This window comes from Enterobacter sichuanensis (assembly GCF_002939185.1).
GTDB lineage: Bacteria > Pseudomonadota > Gammaproteobacteria > Enterobacterales > Enterobacteriaceae > Enterobacter > Enterobacter sichuanensis.
Genome location: NZ_POVL01000003.1, coordinates 114,517 through 133,307 on the forward strand (window position 1 = coordinate 114,517; position 18,791 = coordinate 133,307).

Consider the following 18,791-nt stretch of genomic DNA (forward strand, 5'->3'; position numbering starts at 1 on the left):
TGTGTAAACGAAACCGTTAAATTAACGGGTACGTGGACACACTTCGCCTTCAGCGAAGAAGAAAGCGATTTCGCGCGCAGCAGATTCAACGGAGTCAGAACCGTGAGTACCGTTCTCGGTGAAGCTGTCAGCGTAGTCAGCGCGCAGGGTACCTGCCAGCGCGTTGTCCGGGTTGGTGGCACCCAGCAGGTCGCGGTGACGCTGTACCGCATTTTCGCCTTCCAGTACGGAAACCACGATTGGGCCAGAGGTCATGAACTCAACCAGGCCGTCAAAGAATGGGCGACCTTCGTGCTCAGCGTAGAAACCACGAGCCTGTTCAACGGTCAGGTGCAGCATTTTGGTGCCAACAATTTTGAACCCTGCTGATTCAAAGCGAGCGAAGATGCTGCCAATAACGTTTTTTGCCACCGCGTTTGGTTTGATGATGGAAAAAGTACGTTCAATAGCCATGATAACCTCTGTCAATGTTCTGTTGTTTTGCATACCTGAGTATGGTGTGGCGCGGATTATAATGAGCAATCCCGCCATTGCCTATGGATTCAGGTAACATTTTTTTAAAATAAGACGAGTTTCAGCAACAGCTCACCGCTGAAAGCTGTTTTTGCGTCACTGTAACGCGAAATTCACTGTCACAACCTGCCCGGTCTCATCCATAACGAGTAACTGATAATCGCCCGCTTTATCAAGTTGTAATGTGTAAACTTTCCCTTTCACATTCAGCGGTTCACCGTTCAAAAACCACCAGCGCTCGCCGCTAATGCCGGTCACCTGAAGCGGCAGCGAAACGCGGGATTCTCCCGGCAGGCGTTTAATCACGGCGCCTTCACGTATGCCGGTCAGAATGAGTGGCGCAGGCGCGTCCTGCGAGAGCGGCGGACAGTCTGGTGATGGAGGTGGGACGCGTACCGCACGACGCTCGTTTGCAGGCAGCCAGGGTTCCAGCGGCAGCGGCCAGACGTCAAGGTCTTTCTCTGTTGCATCCGGACAATCTGCCGCCACACGTTTGCCCATTTTATCCAGCCAGACCGGGAAACGAATCCCACGAATGCCTTCCTGCTCCGGCAACAGCAGCGTGGGCGGCTCACTCCCCTCCAGCAGCCATGTCGACAGACGACGTCGACAGTTTTCGCTGCCTTCCGGTAGCGACTGGCCGCCCGGCCAGCAGATCACGCCCCGCCCGACGCTCTCCGGACGCGGATCGCGCGGCAGGCGGGCTTCGTCTACCGTTGAACGTGACTGAAGCAGGTTATTCACCTGGTTTAAGAGCGGCACGGCGCTGGCAAAACCAAACTGTCCCGCTACGGGCGTGCCGTCCGGTCTTCCGGTCCAGATGCCTATCACGTAGCGGGCGTTCAGACCGATGGCCCAGGCATCACGGTAGCCGTAGCTGGTGCCCGTTTTCCAGGCCAGCGGCGCAACCTGCGGCAGCGCGTTATCCGGTAGCGGCTGCGCCTCGTTGGCCAGAATACGGCGTATAACCCACGCCGAGCCTGGAGACAGCAGCGGACGCTCAATGAGCGGATCGCCAGGCTGTAGCCGCAGCCTTCCCGCCTTACCGTGGCGGGCAAAGGCGCTGTAGGCCGCGGCGATATCAGCCAGCCGCGCGCCTGCCCCGCCGAGGATCAGGGACAGATTCGGCTGCGCCCCCGCGGGCAGGATCAGCGGCAAGCCTGCGTTACTGAGCATGCCGGTAAACCGTTTTGGCCCGTAGGCTTCCAGCACTTGCACAGCGGGCAGGTTGAGGGAGCGCACCAGCGCTTCGCTCATGCTGACCGGCCCGTGGAATCCGCTGTCAAAATTCCCCGGGCGATAATCGCCGGTTTTTCTTGGCACGTCCTGCAGCAACGAGGCGGGATGGATCAATCCCTCATCCAGTGCCATGCCGTAGATAAACGGTTTTAGCACCGAACCGGGGGATCGGATCGCATTCACCATATCGACATGGCTAAAGCGCGTGTCATCGTTGATATCCACCGACCCGACCCAGCCGCGCACTTTCATATCGGTGTGATCCACGACGATCATCGCCAGCGAGTTGCGGGCCGGCAGGCGGGATTTCCAGTTCATCGCCAGCTCTTCCAGCTGCCGTTGCAAACCGGCATCCAGCGTGGTGACAATTTTCGTGTCGTGGCTTTTACTGAGCATCATGCGTGCAAAGAGCGGAGCCAGCTGCGGCATCTGCCGGGGCGCCAGCCATATCGACTCTTCACGGGATTCCTGGACCTGCTTTGCGGACCAGACGCCCTGCCTCGCCATGCGGTCGAGCACCTTATTGCGCGCCGCTTCAGCCCGTTCAGGCCAGCGGTCCGGGCGTAAACGGCTTGGAGCCTGAGGCAGCACCGCGAGCAGCGCCGCGTCGGAGTAGCTGAGCTGTGACGGGGGTTTTCCCAGATAGGTCCAGCTTGCCGCTCCCACGCCCTGCAGCGTGCCGCCAAACGGTGCACGGTTAAGATAGAGCGTGAGAATATCGCGCTTGGAAAGATGCCACTCCAGCTGCAACGCCCGCCAGAGTTGACGGATTTTGCCCCCCAGAGTCCGCGGATGCGGATCCAGCAACCGCGCCACCTGCATGGTGAGCGTACTGCCGCCGGAGACAACCTTTCCGGAAGTTAAATCCTGCCAGGCGGCGCGCAGAACAGAGAGCGGGTTGACGCCTGGATGATCCCAGAACCAGCGATCTTCGTACTGGATCAGCGCCTCAAGATAACGGGGGGAGACCTCTTCGATCGTGACCGGATAGCGCCAGATGCCGTCGCTATCGGCAAAACGCCAGAGTGGGGTGCCCTTCTCATCCACCACGACCCGGGCGGGGTTAACCTCTTTCAGAGGCAACGGCCACAGGCGGTCAGCAGCCAGAATCAGCCCCCATAAAATGAGAAGCGCTCCCGCCAGCCACAGCCAGCGGGAGCGTATCAGACGAGCCATCAGCATATTACGGAACAACAATCAGCGGGCCACTGGCCGCCCCCGTGGCTCGCCACTGCGGCACGTACATAGACTCCACCATCGGAACCGGCACCTGATAGGTGCCCGGCGTCACCGCACGCGCCAGATAAACCAGCGTGACCGGCTGACCTTCGTTCACCGGCACTGCTGCGACAAAGCGGTCGTCGCGGAATTCCATATGCTGAATGTCCGCCTGTTGCATCTGGCTCAGCAGGTTCTGCACCTCGCTGCCGCTGTCCTGCAGGCTGGCGCTGCTGCTTGCCAGGTTCTGGTTTTCCAGCTCCAGACCGGCAGGAAGAAGATCCACCACCAGCGCGTCCGGCACGTTCTGGCTGGCTTTCACCTCCAGCCAGACCAGTACCAGTTCACCACTCTTCAGTGAGGAGAGCGATTTCGTACTGCCGTCGGTTGCCAGAATATGACGTTCAACCTGCAATACGTTCGAGTTCGGCTGTGGCGCATCTTCAGGATAACCTGTGCTGTCCAGGCGTACCCATAGCGGGGTTGTGCCGGTATTGGTGACCTGCAATGCGCCAAGCTGGTCACCGTTGAGGTTTTGCACCTGCGCCTGATCTCCACCTGATGCGGTATCAGACAGCGAGGTTTGAGCCTGCCACGCACCGGACAAGGTTTGCAGCGAACGTCCGGCCAGGAACAGCGCGTTGCTCTCCTGAGTGGATAACCAGCGCTGGCTGAAGGCCTCTTCAGACAACGCATTCAACAGCGTATTTTGCGCATCCGGCAACAGCTTGTACTCCTCGAGAAGGGAGAGCATCAGCGCGTTATCACGAAGCGTGCTGCCGTAATCGGCCATCCAGGTTTTACTGTCGTTACGCAGCGTTTTGAGCGCCAGATCCAGCGCCTGCTGGCTGCGTGGGGCATCGCCCATCAGCTTAAGCGCCATACCGAGCTGCATCAGCGGCAGACCGGAAGCCGCCTGATCGTGACGATCCCAGATTTCACGCAGCGCACCCAGCGGTGCTTTTTGCTGACGCGCCAGCACCAACGCGGCATAGGCCTGCACAGCGAACTTGCTGGCCTGCGTATCGTCACTGTAGCGAATGGACATCATGCCCGGGTCCTGCAGATAGCGCAGCAAACGGCTATTCGCGTTATTGACCGCGTCGGCCGGCACGCTGTAACCCTGCTCGCCTGCGCGCACCAGGAAGTCAGTGACATAGGCGGTCAGCCAGTACTCTTCCGGACCGTTTTTATCCCACAGCGCGAAACCACCATCATCACGCTGCATCTGCAGCAGACGGGAGATGCCGATATCAATGGCGGTACGGCGTTTGTCGTCCGTATCACCTTTGATGCCAAGCGCCTTCAGCTGTGCCGCGTTGGTATAGAGCGACGGGAACAGGCCGCTGGTGGTTTGCTCAAGGCAGCCATAAGGATAAGCCTGCAACTCGCGGATATAGCGCGCCAGATTGAGCGGTGGTTTACCGCTCAGCAGCAGTTGCCCCTGCAGCGTTGCAGGAGAGAAGCCGTTGATATGCTGCCCCGGCGCTGTCCAGGATTCACCCGGGTTCAGCATGGCCCCGGTATTCACCGTCTGCGCCGGGAACGCCGGACGGACACCGATTTTCCAGCTCTTCTGCTGCGGGGCAAAGGTCTCGCCCGGAAGCTGCAGGCCGGTCACCTGCGCAGTCACTTCACCGTCTCCGTAGCCGTCCAGCGCGCGCACCGGAATAAACAGAGTCGTCCGCGCACCTGGTGGCAGTCGCACCGGCTGCGGCTGCGCCCCTTCCAGCGTCAGTTTGCCGGTCGCGGTTAACGCCACGTTCAGCGTTTGCGGCTGATCGGTCAGGTTGGTGAGGTCCAGCGTTAAGCGTGAAGTATCGCCGCTTGCCAGGAAGCGCGGCGTATTCAGTTCAGTAATCACTGGCGCGGCAACAATCACTTTGCTTTCGCTGCTGCCGAAATCGTCTTCTGTCCATGCCTGTGCCATGAGACGCAGCTCGCCGTTGAAGTCGCCAATTGGCAGCGTAACGGTGCCTTCCCCGTTGGCATCCAGCGTTACCGGCTGTGCCTGCTGGGCAATAATGGTGACGTGGTTCACCGGCGGTTTGCCGCCGCGCTTCAGCTCATCCCCGTCGCCACCAAAACGCAGCGCGGCGAGGCGGCCCTGGCCTTCAATGACCTGACCATAGATATCGTAGATATCCGCGCCGTAGCGCTTCTGACCAAAGAAAGCCTGCCACGGATCCGGCGTGACGTAGTCGGTAATGTTCAGCACGCCGCTGTCCACCGCCGAGACCAGCACGTTCACTTTCTGCGGCACCGCGCCCTCTTTCACGCTGGCTTTCACCTTCACAGAGAGCGTCTGGTTTGGACGCATTTTCTGCGGGTTATCCAGTGCAATATTCAGGCGACGATTTTCGTCGCCCATCGGCAGATGCAGCAGGCCGACCGCGCGTTTCGGCGTGGCGGATTTGGATTTATCACCAGGGCGTACCACCAGCGTGCTGAGATAAAGATCGTGACGTTTCCAGGCTTTGTCGACCGGGATAGCGAGATCCAGCCCGTTTGCCGGGACGTCGATCTCTTTCCACCACAGCGGCCCTTCGTTGGATTCGATCATCGCATAGCCCTTGCCGGCGGCTGGTGCAGCAATGTGCAGGTTGATAGTATCGCCAGGCTGATAACCCGGTTTATCCAGTTTCAGGGTAACGCGGTCAGGGCGCGCAGCCCCGGTGCCGTCGCTATTATCCTGCCAGCTGTAGCCCGCCCAGAAGCGCACGCTGCTGACCATGTCGTCCGGTGCTTTAACCTCCAGACGATAGGAGCCCCACTCAACCGGGAAAGTGACTTTGCCGGTTTCATCAGCCTTAAGGGTCAACTCCTGCTCGCCTTCGATCAGATCTTTTTGATCAAACTGCGACTGCCAGCCCTCGCTTTCGGACCAGTTCCAGTAATAATCCCGACGTTCGCGGATCAGACGCACCTGTAACCCGGAAACCGCCTTTTTTGCCCCACTGGCATCGGCATAGACAATATCGAAACTGGCGTTGCCGTTCTCGTCGACAATCGGCTGGTTGACGGTGGTATCGGTGCGGTAGTCATAAACCGCCTTGCTGGCGAACTGAGGACGGATGCCCGGCAATTCCGCTGCAGGCCAGATAGCCTGCTCAGCACGACGCGTCACCGGACGACCACCTGACTCCAGCAGGCTGGCCTGCAGGATCAGCTGTAAAGGAGAGTGCACCTCTTTCCACTGGCTCTCCGTAGAGACCTCGCCACGCCCCTGTTCATCCAGCGTAAGCTGAACTTCATCCAGACTGCGGCTCAGGTTTTCCTCGGCGATATCACCAAACTGGAAGCCCGGCAGTGCCGGAACCGCGTCGCGCAGTGGACGCAGGAAAAGTTGTCCCTGCAGAGTGTTACCGTTGGCCGGGGCACCATAGAGGTAATAGCCCACCACAGTAAAGTCGACGTTATCCTGCGGTGAAACCGGCGCTTTTTGCCCCGTCAGGTTAAGTGCCATCCGCTCAGGCATAAAATCTTCGACATGGAAGTCCCACAGACGCTGCAGGTTATCGCCCGTATTGGCGCGGATATGCCACATGCCGGTCTGCGCCCCGCTGTCCAGTGGATAGTTAAACCGATAGAGACCGTTCTCTGGCTTGACGACAATCGTGCGCGCGACCTGTCCGTCCGGACGCAGCACGTCAAGCTTCACCGGCTGATCGGGCAGTGGCTTACCATCGCTGTCGCGCAGCAGACCGTTCAGGATCACCGTTTCGCCCGGACGGTAGAGATCGCGTGGGCCAAACATAAAGAATTGCTTGCTGTAGCCAGGGCTCCCTGCAATGTCGAACTCCGCCAGGTCAAGGGCCGGTAGCTTGAGGTCAAGCAGCGTGGTCTGGCCGTCTTTGCTGGCCAGGATCAGCGCAGCTTCTTTATCGGTTTCAAGCTTTGCGTGGCCATCGCCGTCGCTGTTCGCTTCGGCGAGCGTCTGCCCTTTGTCGTTTAACAGGGTCACGGTCACGCCGGATTGCGCCGCGCCGTTCTCCAGGCTCTGGGTAAAGATATCCAGGCGGTTATGATAACGGTGAGCGGACAGCCCAATATCACTTAAGGTAAAGAGCGTTGCGGCGTTGCTGTAGTTGTAATGCCCGGCCTGGTTCATGACCGCGATATACACGCCAGACTGCTGGAGCGGTTTAATATCCTTTAGCGGCAGCAGCAATTTTTCACGCGTATTGCGCGCCGGATTAAGATCGAAGCGACCTGTGTACACCAGCTCCGCCATCTTCAGCAGGTTGTCGGATTCCCAGTTGGTCAGCGCGTTGCGGTATTCCCACTGGCTGACAAAGGAGGCCAGCGATTCAGGCTTCACGCGATAGAAATTGACGTCCACGTTGTTAACGTTGAGCGCCATCACCGGCAGACCTTCGACCACTTTGCCCGGCAGCAGCGAGCCGCGGCTGGCAAAGCCGACGGTAGGCTCGACGTCCCGCGTGGTCAGGGCTTTTTCATAATCAGTGCCGAACGTCGCCTTATTCAGCCCCTGCAGGCCACGTTCAACGGTGACGACCAGGTTGCGGTTGGGCTCCAGATGGCGCAGACGAAGCTCTTTCAGGTTAGGCGCAAGTTCCCACGCCCCGTCAACTTTACCGCTTTTCTTGTCCACGACATGCACCGTTTTCGCGAAATCCTGATCGGGATTCAGCGGAACCGAGAATGTCAGCACCAGCGTGGCCGCGCCGTCCAGCTGCACTTCTGAGGCATCCAGCAGGGTTAAGGCTTTGCCCTGACTCTGCGCCGCCAGTTTTGCCAGCTTGTCAGCGTCGGGCTTTTCCGCGGCTTTCGGTGTTGATGGGGTGGAAGCGGCGGGAGCCGCAGATTGAGTGTTATCGTCGCTGTTATCACAGCCGACAAGCGTAAATGTGGTAAGCAGCGCGAGAGAGATCGCGGCTAAGCGAAACGGTTTCATCCTTTGTCCCTGGCCCACGGGGCCCGTTGGTCGTCGTCCGGATAAGTATTATCCGCAAGTTTCATTAATTCAAAAAGTCCAATTTTAGAATCTGGAAAGCGCCTCGCAGAGTGAGTCAAACCGGCGACCCGCTGGTGCTACGCCGATCACAGCGTGAAACGTTACATGTAACCTTTCACGTCATTTGTTTTTAAAACAAGAAGATAGCTGGATAAGCTCGCCGGGAGCCTGCTAGTTTTAAGCTCAAGACGCACCCCGAGTGCGCGGTTCAATAAGAGAGAAAGCCATGAAACGAGCCGTGAACGCCCTACAAAATTTTGGAAAATCATTGTACGGACCGGTACTTATCTTACCGATCGTCGGTCTGTTTATCGCCTTTGGTAACGTGCTGGGTAACGGTAATCTCGCGGAGTATCTGCCGTTTCTTGGTCATCCTTTTATTCAGCATCTTGGTCAGCTTATCGCGAAATCGGCCGTGTCGGTGCTGGTCAACCTGGCGCTGGTGTTTGCCGTCGGTATCCCGATTGGCCTCGCGACGCGCGATAAAGGCTATGCCGCGCTGATTGGCCTGGTGACCTTTGTGGTGTTTATCAACGCCATGAACGTCACGCTGCAGCTCCAGGGGGCGCTGGCCGCGGCGGATCAGATGAAAGCCGCCGGGCAGACGATGGTGCTGGGCGTGCAGGTGCTGGAGATGGGGGTTTTTGCCGGGATCCTGACCGGTGCGCTTTCCGGCTATCTGTACAACAAATACTCCGGCGTACAGTTTAACGGCGCGATGGCAATTTACTCCGGCCACTGCTTTGTTGCCATTGTGATGCTCCCGGTCGCCATGCTGCTCGGCGTGGTAATGAGTGAAGTGTGGCCGTTTGCCCAGCACGGGATTAGCGCGATGGCGCTGGCCATCAAGGGCTCCGGGCCTTTGGGCGTCGCCATCTACGGGTTCCTGGAACGTATTCTGGTGCCTACCGGCCTGCATCATCTGGTCTATACCCCGTTCCTGTATACGGAGCTGGGCGGCACGCAGGAGGTGTGCGGCACGGTTTACCAGGGCGCGCGCAATATCTATTTTGCCGAGATGGCCTGCCCGGACGTGAAGCAGCTCAGCAGCACCGTGGTGTGGGACGCCCGCGCCATCAGCAAGATGTTTGGCCTGCCTGCCGCCGCGCTTGCGATGTACATGACCGCAAAGCCGGAGCGTAAAGCCATTGCGAAAGCCATTCTGATCCCGGCAGCGCTCACCTCTCTGCTGGTCGGCGTTACCGAACCCATTGAGTTCTCCTTCCTGTTTGTCGCCCCGCTGCTGTTCGTGGTGCACGCCGTCCTGACCGGCATCGGCATGATGCTGTTCTCGCTGCTGGGCGTTCACGCTATCGGCGCTAACGGGATCATTGATTTCATCCTCTACAACCTGCCGCTGGGCACGGAGAAATCCAACTGGCCGATGTACCTCCTGGTCGGGCTGATCATGTTCATCCTCTACTTCGCGGTGTTCCGCTTCCTGATCCTGCGCTTCGACATGAAGACGCCGGGCCGTGAGGATGACGATAAGGAGACGCGCCTCTACAGCAAGCAGGAGTACCAGGCGAAGGGTAACAACGACGGGCTGGGCGAATCCATCGTGGTGGGTCTCGGCGGTCGGGAAAATATTGACGTGGTGGATAACTGCTACACCCGCTTACGCGTCACGGTGAAGGACGTCAACCTCATCGACGAGCCGCGCCTGAAGGCGACCGGCGCGAAAGGGATTATCAAACAAGGTAACAACGTTCAGGTGGTCTACGGGCTGCATGTCAAAAAAATGCGAGAAGCCGTTGAGACGTTTCTCTGAAAGGAGCTAAAGATGTTTACATCCCCATTCATTCTGTCGATTGCCGGCGGCGGCAGCACCTACACGCCGGGTATTGTGAAAAGCCTGATGGTGCGCCTGCAGGATTTCCCGCTGGCTGAAATCCGCCTCTACGACATCGACGAGACGCGTCAGAACACCATTGCGCCGGTCGTCGAGAAGGTCATTCGCGACCACAGCCAGAGCATTAAATTCACCGTCACCGGTGACCCGGAAGTGGCCTTCAGCGGCGCGCATTTTATCTTCGCCCAGATGCGCGTCGGACAGTACAAGATGCGCGAGCAGGACGAGAAGATCCCGCTGCGCCACGGCGTGGTTGGCCAGGAAACCTGCGGGCCCGGCGGGCTGGCGTATGGTCTGCGCACCATTCTGCCGATAGTAGAGCTTATCGATCGGGTGGAACGCTACGCGCATGAGAAGGCGTGGATCGTGAACTACTCCAACCCGGCGGCGATCGTCGCGGAAGGGGTGCGACGCCTGCGCCCGAACGCACGCGTGCTGAACATTTGTGATATGCCGGTGGCGGCGATGCGTAATATGGGGGCGATTCTGGGTGTCGATCGCCGCAAGCTGGAGGTCGACTACTTTGGTCTGAACCACTTCGGTTGGTTTACCCGCGTGCGGGTGGACGGTGAGGATAAGCTGCCGGAGCTGCGTAAGCATATCGCAAAGTTTGGCCTGCTGACGGAAGATGCAGCCAAAACCGACCCGCAGCATTCGGATCCGTCATGGGTGAAAACCTGGCGCAACATTAAGCCGATCATGGATAACTTCCCGGAGTACCTGCCGAACCCGTATCTGCAGTATTACCTGATGCCGAACCAGATTGTGGCGCATCAGAACCCGGACTATACCCGCGCCAATGAAGTGATGGACGGGCGCGAGAAAAAGCTGTTCGCTGCCGCCGAAGAGTACAAGCGCACCGGGATCCTGCCGGATGCCTTCCACGTGGGCGTGCACGGTGAATTTATCGTCGACGTCGCCTGCTCGCTGGCCTTTAACCTGCGGAGCCGCCATCTGGTGATGGTGGAAAACCGCGGCGCGATTACCAACCTGCCTTACGATGCCGTGGTGGAAGTGCCTGCTTATATCACCTCCGAAGGGCCAGAGCCTGTCCGCATCGGTCAGGTGCCGCTGTTCCATCAGACCCTTTTGCAGCAGCAGCTCGCCTCTGAACAGCTGCTGGTGGAAGCGACGATTGAAGGGAGTTATGAGAAAGCCCTTCAGGCCTTCACTCTCAACCGCACCGTGCCGACCATGGAACACGCGAAGGCGATACTGGATGAGATGATCGAGGCTAACCGCGACTACTGGCCAGCGCTGCAAAAAGCCTGGCAGGACGGCGAACCGGTGAAAAAATAGGGGCTTGCTCGCGAGTTGAACGTGGTTTGCTTGTCGGTGTCAGAAAAAACACCGACAATCCTTTTTTACGGAAAAGAATGGAGGCAACCCATGTCCACCTCATATTTTGTCGCTGCCGACTGGCTGATTGAGCACGGCGACAATCCGGAAGTGCAGATTATTGACGCGCGTATGGCCCCTCCGGGACAAGAGCATCGTGACGTGCCCGGTGAATACCGCGCCGGGCATCTGCCGGGTGCGGTATTTTTTGATATTGAAGCCCTCTCCGATCACACCTCTCCCCTGCCGCACATGCTGCCGCGTCCGGAAGCGTTTTCCGTGGCGATGCGCGAGCTGGGCGTCAGCAAAGACAAACACCTCGTTGTTTATGATGAAGGTAACCTCTTCTCAGCCCCGCGCGCGTGGTGGATGCTGAAAAACTTCGGCGTGGAAAAAGTCTCGATTCTGGCAGGCGGCCTCGCGGGCTGGAAGCGTGACGAACTGCCGCTTCAGCAGGGCGACGTGACGCTGCCGGAAGGCGAGTTCGATGCCACGTTCGACGCACACGTAGTGAAACGCCTGACCGACGTGCTGGTTGTAAGCCACGAAAAAACGGCCCAAATCGTTGATGCCCGACCTGCGCCACGCTTCAATGCCGAGGCGGATGAACCGCGTCCGGGACTTAGGCGCGGACATATTCCCGGTGCGCTGAACGTGCCATGGGGCGATCTGGTGTTCGAGGGCGAGCTGAAAACCACCGACGAGCTGCGCGCCATCTTTGCGCGTCAGGGCGTGGATTTACACCGTCCGATTATCGCCAGCTGTGGCTCCGGCGTCACGGCCTGCGTGGTCATTCTGGCGCTCGCCACACTCGGCGTTAACGACGTCACGCTCTACGACGGCGCCTGGAGCGAATGGGGTGCGCGTGACGACCTGCCGGTTGAACCGGCGAAATAATGGATAACCGCCTGGCCACGCTGTTAACGCGCGGGGAATCGCTCACCCGCGCGGAGTATCGCGTCCTCGCCCACCTGACAGAACACCCGCTGCTGGTGGGCAAGATTACGGTTCGCGAGCTGGCGCAGGCGACGTTCGTCTCTACCGCCACCATTATGCGGCTGTGTCAGAAGCTGGGGTTCAGCGGATTTAGCGAGTTTATCTGGCACTGCAAACAGCTACTCTCCGACACCCCGCATATTGCCGCTCAGGGGCAGTCGCGCCCTGAACTGCCAGCGCTTTTTAATCAGTTTATCGCCAACTATCAGCACACCTTTCAGTGGGTGACGCACGATAAGCGCCAGCAGTTTGCCGACCTGCTGCGCCAGAAAGAGAGCTTCTTTCTCTACGGCGCCGGGTTTTCCTATCTGTTTGCGGAGTACCTGACCAAGAAATTGCAGGTGCTGGGCAAAACAGCGTTTATCTCCGGCCCGGGCGACAGCCGGAACATCTTTCTCAGCAATGCCGCCCGCTATGAGGTGTTTATTGCCGTCTCGCGCAGCGGCGAAACGGAACAGGTGCTGGATAAAGCGCGGATCGCCAAAAACGTCGGTATGACGATCGTCGCGTTTACCCGCGCCTCGGCCAATACGCTGGCGGGGATGGCGGATGTGCACTTTGCCCTCTATGACGAGGCGGTACATTTCGCCGCCGAAGCCGCAGGCGTGACGTCGTTTGAGTCGAATCTGGTACTGCTGATGGATTTACTGCTGCTGGAAGCAACGGGGTGATGGTTCACCCCGCTGTCATCAGATAATGCGGTTGGTTTTGAGATCGCGCAGGAAGCCGCCCCAGCGACGTTCGTAGAACGGCGTGATGTGCTCGGTAATAAAGTGGCTAATGCCCTTCTCACCGTTCTTCACCTGGCAGATATCAATCGGTTCATCCCCCGGCAGCGTGTCGGTGGCCACGCTTCCCGCCGCCTGAACGATCTCGTCGAAATCGCCATCGGCTTCAATACCGATCAGCAGCACCGGCTTTTCGTCTGCACGCTCTTTGATCGAGCAAAGGAAAGCGCGTCGTACCGGCTTCAGGGTTTTGAACAGCGTGGTCAGGGAATCGATCATCTGCGCGGGCGGCTCGGCCACTTCAGACAGCAGCAGCGTTTCGCCCCCTTCCAGCACTTCCTGGGTGCTGAGCGGGTTACCCTCTTCACCGATCAGGTGACTAATTTCACGCGGGGTGAACTCTTTTCCGGTCGGCAGCTTCGCGTTGAGGAACAGCGTCTGGCCCAGGGTCATTTCAAACAGGGTGCGCACCGGCATCACCACGAATGCCTGTTCGTCCTCTACCGCTTTCTGCAGCGCTTCCAGCGAGGTAAAGAACGGGATCACCGAAGAGCCGTCGTCTTTCTCCCAGTGCAGGAGATCCAGCGCGCTGTCTTCCACAACCTGCTCCCCTTCCGCGGCCGTGCCCGGCACCCAGACGGTGGATTCCAGCAGCGTGCGGAAGAATGCCGGACGGTGGGCGGGTTCGGTCGCCGCCTGCTCCAGCAGGGTTTCTAATTCGTTTTTGGTTTCGGACATAACAATTCCAGATGTCGAATTTCCCCCTCACCCTAACCCTCTCCCCAAAGGGGAGAGGGAATTTGAACACCCTCTCCCCTTTGGGGAGAGGGCTTGGGTGAGGGGCAACAATTACTCAGCCGTCAGCAGATTCGCCACGGTACGCACGCCGAGACCGGTCGCGCCTGCGGACCACTGCTCAACCGCCGCTTTACGGTACGTCGCGGAGCAGTCGATGTGCAGCCAGCCTTCGCGGTAGTTCTCAACGAAGTGAGACAGGAAACCGGCTGCGGTGCTTGCCCCTGCCGGGTACGCCGCGCTTGCGGTGTTGTTCAGTTCGGCAAAGTTAGACGGCAGTTGACTACGGTGGAACTCGGCCAGCGGCAGGCGCCAGAACGGCTCGTTCTCTGCCGCCGCACTTGCCAGCAGGCGGGCAGCCAGCTTGTCGTCGAAGCTGAACAGCGCATGGTAGTCGTTACCCAGGGCGGTTTTCGCCGCACCGGTCAGGGTCGCCATGTCGATAATCAGCTCTGGCTTCTGGGCAGAGGCATCGATCAGACCATCGGCCAGCACCAGACGGCCTTCCGCATCGGTATTCATCACCTCAACATTTTTGCCATTGCGGTAATGAATGATGTCGCCCAGCTTGAAGGCGTTACCGCTCACCATGTTGTCGGCGCAGCACAGGTACAGCTTCACGCGTTTTTTCAGGCCACGGGTAATCGCAAACGCCAGCGCGCCGGTAATGGTCGCCGCGCCGCCCATGTCGGACTTCATGGAGTCCATGAACGCGCTCTGCTTCAGGCTGTAGCCGCCGGTATCGAAGGTGATGCCTTTCCCGACCAGACAGGCAAAGACCGGCGCGTCTTTATCGCCGGTTGGGTTGTAGTCCAGCGCCAGCAGCACCGGAGGACGCTCAGAACCACGGCCCACGGTGTGGATCCCCATATAGTTCTGCTCGCGCAGATCTTCACCTTTGGTGATGCGGTAAGACATTTTATCGCCGGCCACGCCGCACAGCAGGTCAACGGCGCGCTGCGCCAGCTGTTCCGGTCCCAGCTCTTCCGCCGGTGCGTTAATGGTGTCGCGCACCCAGTCGATGATGTTCAGGCGGCTTTCCAGCTCTTTTTGACCAGCTTCGTCAAGATTGGCCCACTCAATTTTACGGGTGCCTTTCGGTCCTTTATAGCCAGCCCAGAACGCCCAGCTGCGGTCGGTGTCCCAACCCTCGCCTGCCAGAGAGACATGCTTAATGCCCAGGCCGTCAATTTTACGCGCGGCGCGCTGGATCAGGCCCAAATCATCGTTGCCCGTCAGGTGCAGGGTAATACCGTCGTTGTTGATACTGTAGGTGGCTTTCTCGCCCCAGCGCGCGTCGGCAGGCTGATTCGAGAGCGTAATCTTCATCGCTTCGGTCATTTTATTTTTCCTTATTAGCAACTAGCAAACGGGCCGCCTGAAGGCAGCCCGTTATGTTTTTTATTCTGCTTCATCTAACCAGACTAACAGAATCGCCTCCAGAATTTTTTCATTGGATGCGTTGGGATCGTCGTCGAAATCCTCTAAATCGCAGATCCACTGATGCATGTCGGTGAATCGTACGGTCTTCGGATCGAGATCCGGGTTCGCGTCGTAGAGCGCTTCGCCGATTTCGCGGCTGTCTGTCCACTTCAGTCCCATATTAGTGCTCGCGTGCGTGGTTGATGGTGTAGCGTGGGAATTCCACGACCAGATCTTCATCGGTCACCGCCGCCTGGCAGCTTAAGCGGCTGTCTGGCTCCAGACCCCATGCTTTATCCAGCATGTCGTCTTCGTCTTCGGTGCTCTCGGCCAGCGAGTCAAAACCTTCACGCACGATGCAGTGGCACGTCGTGCAGGCACAGGATTTCTCGCAGGCGTGTTCCACTTCGATACCTGCACGCAGGGCAACATCGAGAATGGTTTCGCCGGTCTTCGCTTCCAGAACAGCGCCATCCGGACAGAGGTCCGCATGAGGCAAAATAACAATCTTTGGCATATTAAACCTCGTCCACGGACTGGCCTTTCAGCGCGACGCGGACAGATTTGTCCATGCGGCGAGCAGCAAAGTCCTGGGTTTGTTTATCAACGTTTTTAATGGCTTCTTCTATTGCGTCAGCGTCATGGCCCTGGGCGACCACGCTTAAGTGCGCGGCAGCCTCGTCAATCACCTGACGCTCAGCGGCGCTTAACAGCGCGGCATCGGCAGCGAGCGCGCCGTTGAGGCTTTCCAGCACGCGTGCGGCTTCCACTTTCTGTTCCGCCAGCATACGCGCCTTCACATCCTGCTCGGCGTAACTCATTGAGTCCTGAATCATGGAGGCGATTTCGCCATCGGTCAGGCCGTAGGACGGCTTCACCTGGATGGACGATTCCACGCCGGTGGATTTCTCCATCGCCGTGACGCTCAGCAGGCCGTCCGCATCCACCTGGAAGGTGACGCGAATATGCGCCCCGCCCGCCGGCAGCGCCGGAATGCCCCGCAGCGCAAAGCGCGCCAGAGAGCGGCAATCCTGTACCAGCTCACGCTCGCCCTGCATCACGTGGATGGACATCGCGGTCTGGCCGTCCTTAAAGGTGGTGAACTCCTGCGCGCGCGCCACCGGAATGGTGGTGTTACGCGGAATGACTTTTTCCACTAGGCCGCCCATGGTTTCTAACCCCAGCGACAGCGGGATGACGTCCAGCAGCAGCATTTCGCTGTCCGGCTTGTTGCCGACCAGTATATCGGCCTGAATCGCGGCGCCCACGGCGACCACTTTGTCCGGGTCGATGGCGGTCAGCGGCGTGCGGCCAAAGAATTCACCTACACGTTCACGCACCAGCGGCACGCGGGTGGAGCCGCCCACCATGACCACTTCCAGCACCTCGTCAGCCTCAACGCCGGCATCTTTCAGCGCGCGACGACAGGCCAGCAGGGTACGCTTAACCAGCGGAGCGATCAGATCGTTGAACTGTTCGCGGGTGATTTCGCCCTGCCAGCCCGCCACGTTCACGCTGGCTGACTGCGCATCGCTCAGGGCGATTTTGGCATCAATGGCCGCATCCAGCAGTTCACGCTGTACGCGGGCATCACTGCGATCGGCAATACCCGCCTGCTCGCGGATGTAATCCGCCAGCAGATGGTCGAAGTCATCGCCGCCCAGCGCGGAATCCCCGCCCGTGGCCAGCACTTCAAACACCCCGCGGCTTAAGCGCAGGATGGAGATGTCAAAGGTGCCGCCGCCGAGATCGTAGACCGCAATCACCCCTTCCTGACCGGAGTCGAGGCCGTAGGCAATCGCCGCCGCCGTCGGCTCGTTCAGCAGGCGCAGCACGTGCAGGCCCGCCAGACGCGCGGCGTCTTTGGTGCCCTGACGCTGTGCGTCGTCAAAGTAGGCCGGAACGGTAATGACCACGCCGTCCAGATCGCCGCCAAGGGTCGCCGTCGCGCGCGCCGCCAGCGCTTTGAGGATATCTGCAGAAACACGGATCGGGTTCAGCAGACCGGCCGCGGTGGCAATCATCGGCAGGCCGTTTTCACTTGCCTGCAGCTGATACGGCAGATGCGGGTAACGGGTCTGAATATCGGCCAGCGAGCGGCCCATCATGCGCTTTACCGAGCTGATGGTGTTGGCCGGATCGCGTGCCGCGTTGGCGCGAGCGTCATAGCCGACCGCGTGACCCTGCGGCTGGTAGTGGACCACGGAAGGCAGCAGATGGCGGCCCTGCTCGTCAGCCAGGGTTTCCGCCTGGCCGCTACGCACGGTCGCCACAAGGGAATTGGTGGTGCCCAGGTCAATACCGACCGCCAGACGACGCTGGTGCGGTGCGGCACTTAAGCCAGGCTCACTAATTTGTAATAAGGCCATAATTGCTTCCGAAATTAAAAATCGAGCAGCTTTTCTTCGAGTTGTTCAGCACTGCTTCGCAGTTTATCGAGAAAACGGAGTTTGCGCACAGTATCTGCCGCCACGTCCCAGGTCTCGTTGTTCAGTTGCTCCACCATCTGCTGATGGCGGATATCGAACATGCCCTTCACGCGCGTGATGAAACGTTCCAGACGCGCTTCGTCTTTGGCCTGTTCAATCTCATCAAGCTCTTCGCGAAGCTCCAGCTGCTCCATCAGAAACGCCGTGTCGCGCACGGTGTGCTGCTCGCTCGCGAGATCAAACCCGTGGAGCGAAAGCAGATATTCTGCACGCGCCAGCGGATGGCGCAGCGTCTGCCAGGCCTGGTTGATGGTCGCAGATTGCGATACCGCAGCCAGCTGCTCCGCCTGCGTACCACTGGCGAATTTGTCCGGATGATACTGACGCTGCAGGTCCTGAAAACGGGTAGTCAGCGCCTGGAGATCAATCGGGTATTGAGCGGGTAGTCCGAAGAGAGTGAAGTAATCCATAACAATCTCAGGGGTAGCCTGTTAGAACAAACCCCACGCGTGGCGGGTAACGCCACGGTGGGGTTTCGGATAACGCGCGATTAAACGTGGAAGCTTTCGCCGCAACCACACTCGTCTTTGACGTTCGGGTTCGTGAATTTGAACCCTTCGTTCAGGCCTTCTTTTACAAAGTCCAGCTGAGTGCCGTTGAGGAATTGCAGGCTTTTGCCATCGACCACCACCTTCACGCCCTTGTCTTCAAACACGGTGTCATCAGACGCCGGCTCGTCAACAAACTCCAGTACGTAAGCCATACCAGAACAGCCGGAGGTACGTACGCCCAGTCGCAGGCCAAAGCCTTTACCACGGTTCGCCAGAAAAGAGCTTACTCGCGCGGCAGCGCTGTCGCTAAGGGTAATCGACATACTCAAACCTCAATTATTTTGCTTCACGTTTGCTTTTGTAATCCGCAATGGCGGCTTTGATCGCGTCTTCTGCCAGAATGGAACAGTGAATTTTCACCGGCGGCAGTTCGAGCTCTTCAGCAATGTCCGTGTTCTTGATTGCCTGTGCTTCGTCCAGAGACTTGCCCTTCACCCATTCGGTCACCAGGGAGCTGGACGCAATAGCAGAACCGCAGCCGTAGGTCTTGAAGCGCGCGTCTTCAATGATACCTTCATTGTTGACTTTAATCTGCAACTTCATCACGTCGCCACACGCGGGTGCACCGACCATGCCGCTACCGACAGATTCATCGCTGTTGTCAAAAGAGCCAACGTTGCGCGGGTTTTCGTAATGATCGATGACTTTTTCGCTGTATGCCATGATTGAATT

The 18,791-nt window shown here is 58.8% G+C and carries 15 protein-coding genes; 4 read left to right on the plus strand and 11 right to left on the minus strand.

Going from position 1 to position 18,791, the window contains the following annotated elements; all coding sequences use genetic code 11:
- Positions 1–21: 21 nt before the first annotated feature.
- The 3 genes from ndk to C5687_RS02675 all read right to left on the minus strand — a co-directional run bounded on the left by ndk (position 22) and on the right by C5687_RS02675 (position 7,888).
- Positions 22–453: a nucleoside-diphosphate kinase gene (gene ndk, locus C5687_RS02665; protein WP_003860625.1), complete on the minus strand. Its 432-nt coding sequence runs from the start codon at positions 451–453 to the stop codon at positions 22–24.
- A 156-nt stretch (positions 454–609) separates the two neighbouring features.
- Positions 610–2,934 (minus strand): peptidoglycan glycosyltransferase PbpC, encoded by a 2,325-nt coding sequence (gene pbpC, locus C5687_RS02670; protein WP_104556364.1) that lies wholly within the window; start codon positions 2,932–2,934, stop codon positions 610–612.
- Between the two features lies 1 nt (position 2,935).
- A complete protein-coding gene (locus C5687_RS02675; RefSeq protein ID WP_104556365.1) occupies positions 2,936–7,888 on the minus strand; it encodes an alpha-2-macroglobulin family protein in 4,953 nt (1,650 codons plus the stop codon).
- Positions 7,889–8,174: 286 nt separating this feature from the next.
- Between C5687_RS02675 and C5687_RS02680 the strand changes: the two genes are divergently transcribed.
- The 4 genes from C5687_RS02680 to C5687_RS02695 all read left to right on the plus strand — a co-directional run bounded on the left by C5687_RS02680 (position 8,175) and on the right by C5687_RS02695 (position 12,805).
- Entirely contained in the window at positions 8,175–9,719 is a 1,545-nt protein-coding gene (locus C5687_RS02680; protein ID WP_104556366.1) for a PTS transporter subunit EIIC, read from the plus strand.
- A gap of 12 nt (positions 9,720–9,731) precedes the next feature.
- Positions 9,732–11,099: a 6-phospho-alpha-glucosidase gene (locus C5687_RS02685; protein ID WP_104556367.1), complete on the plus strand. Its 1,368-nt coding sequence runs from the start codon at positions 9,732–9,734 to the stop codon at positions 11,097–11,099.
- Between the two features lie 90 nt (positions 11,100–11,189).
- Positions 11,190–12,035, plus strand: coding sequence for a 3-mercaptopyruvate sulfurtransferase (gene sseA / locus C5687_RS02690; protein ID WP_104556368.1), 846 nt, complete (start codon positions 11,190–11,192; stop codon positions 12,033–12,035).
- Positions 12,035–12,805 (plus strand): MurR/RpiR family transcriptional regulator, encoded by a 771-nt coding sequence (locus C5687_RS02695; RefSeq protein WP_025757680.1) that lies wholly within the window; start codon positions 12,035–12,037, stop codon positions 12,803–12,805. Before sseA ends, C5687_RS02695 begins: the two co-directional genes overlap by 1 nt.
- Positions 12,806–12,823: 18 nt before the next feature.
- On the opposite strand, the gene sseB is transcribed toward C5687_RS02695, so the two are convergent.
- The 8 genes from sseB to iscU all read right to left on the minus strand — a co-directional run bounded on the left by sseB (position 12,824) and on the right by iscU (position 18,782).
- Entirely contained in the window at positions 12,824–13,600 is a 777-nt protein-coding gene (sseB, locus tag C5687_RS02700; protein ID WP_025757678.1) for an enhanced serine sensitivity protein SseB, read from the minus strand.
- 111 nt (positions 13,601–13,711) lie between these two features.
- The gene (gene pepB, locus C5687_RS02705) at positions 13,712–14,998 is read right to left on the minus strand and encodes an aminopeptidase PepB (RefSeq protein WP_047959238.1); all 1,287 of its coding nucleotides are present in this window, start codon (positions 14,996–14,998) and stop codon (positions 13,712–13,714) included.
- A 60-nt stretch (positions 14,999–15,058) separates the two neighbouring features.
- On the minus strand, positions 15,059–15,259 hold the full coding sequence (gene iscX / locus C5687_RS02710; protein WP_003860650.1) for a Fe-S cluster assembly protein IscX: 201 nt from the start codon (positions 15,257–15,259) through the stop codon (positions 15,059–15,061).
- 1 nt (position 15,260) lies between these two features.
- Positions 15,261–15,596, minus strand: a complete 336-nt coding sequence (fdx, locus tag C5687_RS02715; RefSeq protein WP_003860652.1) for an ISC system 2Fe-2S type ferredoxin — start codon at positions 15,594–15,596, stop codon at positions 15,261–15,263.
- 1 nt (position 15,597) lies between these two features.
- Positions 15,598–17,448, minus strand: a complete 1,851-nt coding sequence (gene hscA / locus C5687_RS02720) for a Fe-S protein assembly chaperone HscA (protein WP_104556369.1) — start codon at positions 17,446–17,448, stop codon at positions 15,598–15,600.
- A gap of 14 nt (positions 17,449–17,462) precedes the next feature.
- Positions 17,463–17,978 carry a co-chaperone HscB gene (gene hscB / locus C5687_RS02725; RefSeq protein WP_047959240.1) on the minus strand — a complete coding sequence of 172 codons (516 nt, stop codon included), beginning with the start codon at positions 17,976–17,978 and terminating at the stop codon, positions 17,463–17,465.
- An 80-nt stretch (positions 17,979–18,058) separates the two neighbouring features.
- Positions 18,059–18,382, minus strand: a complete 324-nt coding sequence (gene iscA / locus C5687_RS02730; protein WP_003860659.1) for an iron-sulfur cluster assembly protein IscA — start codon at positions 18,380–18,382, stop codon at positions 18,059–18,061.
- Positions 18,383–18,395: 13 nt separating this feature from the next.
- Positions 18,396–18,782, minus strand: a complete 387-nt coding sequence (iscU, locus tag C5687_RS02735; protein ID WP_003860661.1) for a Fe-S cluster assembly scaffold IscU — start codon at positions 18,780–18,782, stop codon at positions 18,396–18,398.
- Positions 18,783–18,791: the final 9 nt, after the last annotated feature.

What these genes read in the sequence shown, in the direction of transcription:
- ndk (WP_003860625.1), bottom strand. Translation starts at nt 453, where the DNA reads ATGGCTATTGAACGTACTTTTTCCATCATCAAACCAAACGCGGTGGCA.
- pbpC (WP_104556364.1), bottom strand. Translation starts at nt 2,934, where the DNA reads ATGCTGATGGCTCGTCTGATACGCTCCCGCTGGCTGTGGCTGGCGGGA.
- C5687_RS02675 (WP_104556365.1), bottom strand. Translation starts at nt 7,888, where the DNA reads ATGAAACCGTTTCGCTTAGCCGCGATCTCTCTCGCGCTGCTTACCACA.
- C5687_RS02680 (WP_104556366.1), top strand. Translation starts at nt 8,175, where the DNA reads ATGAAACGAGCCGTGAACGCCCTACAAAATTTTGGAAAATCATTGTAC.
- C5687_RS02685 (WP_104556367.1), top strand. Translation starts at nt 9,732, where the DNA reads ATGTTTACATCCCCATTCATTCTGTCGATTGCCGGCGGCGGCAGCACC.
- sseA (WP_104556368.1), top strand. Translation starts at nt 11,190, where the DNA reads ATGTCCACCTCATATTTTGTCGCTGCCGACTGGCTGATTGAGCACGGC.
- C5687_RS02695 (WP_025757680.1), top strand. Translation starts at nt 12,035, where the DNA reads ATGGATAACCGCCTGGCCACGCTGTTAACGCGCGGGGAATCGCTCACC.
- sseB (WP_025757678.1), bottom strand. Translation starts at nt 13,600, where the DNA reads ATGTCCGAAACCAAAAACGAATTAGAAACCCTGCTGGAGCAGGCGGCG.
- pepB (WP_047959238.1), bottom strand. Translation starts at nt 14,998, where the DNA reads ATGACCGAAGCGATGAAGATTACGCTCTCGAATCAGCCTGCCGACGCG.
- iscX (WP_003860650.1), bottom strand. Translation starts at nt 15,259, where the DNA reads ATGGGACTGAAGTGGACAGACAGCCGCGAAATCGGCGAAGCGCTCTAC.
- fdx (WP_003860652.1), bottom strand. Translation starts at nt 15,596, where the DNA reads ATGCCAAAGATTGTTATTTTGCCTCATGCGGACCTCTGTCCGGATGGC.
- hscA (WP_104556369.1), bottom strand. Translation starts at nt 17,448, where the DNA reads ATGGCCTTATTACAAATTAGTGAGCCTGGCTTAAGTGCCGCACCGCAC.
- hscB (WP_047959240.1), bottom strand. Translation starts at nt 17,978, where the DNA reads ATGGATTACTTCACTCTCTTCGGACTACCCGCTCAATACCCGATTGAT.
- iscA (WP_003860659.1), bottom strand. Translation starts at nt 18,382, where the DNA reads ATGTCGATTACCCTTAGCGACAGCGCTGCCGCGCGAGTAAGCTCTTTT.
- iscU (WP_003860661.1), bottom strand. Translation starts at nt 18,782, where the DNA reads ATGGCATACAGCGAAAAAGTCATCGATCATTACGAAAACCCGCGCAAC.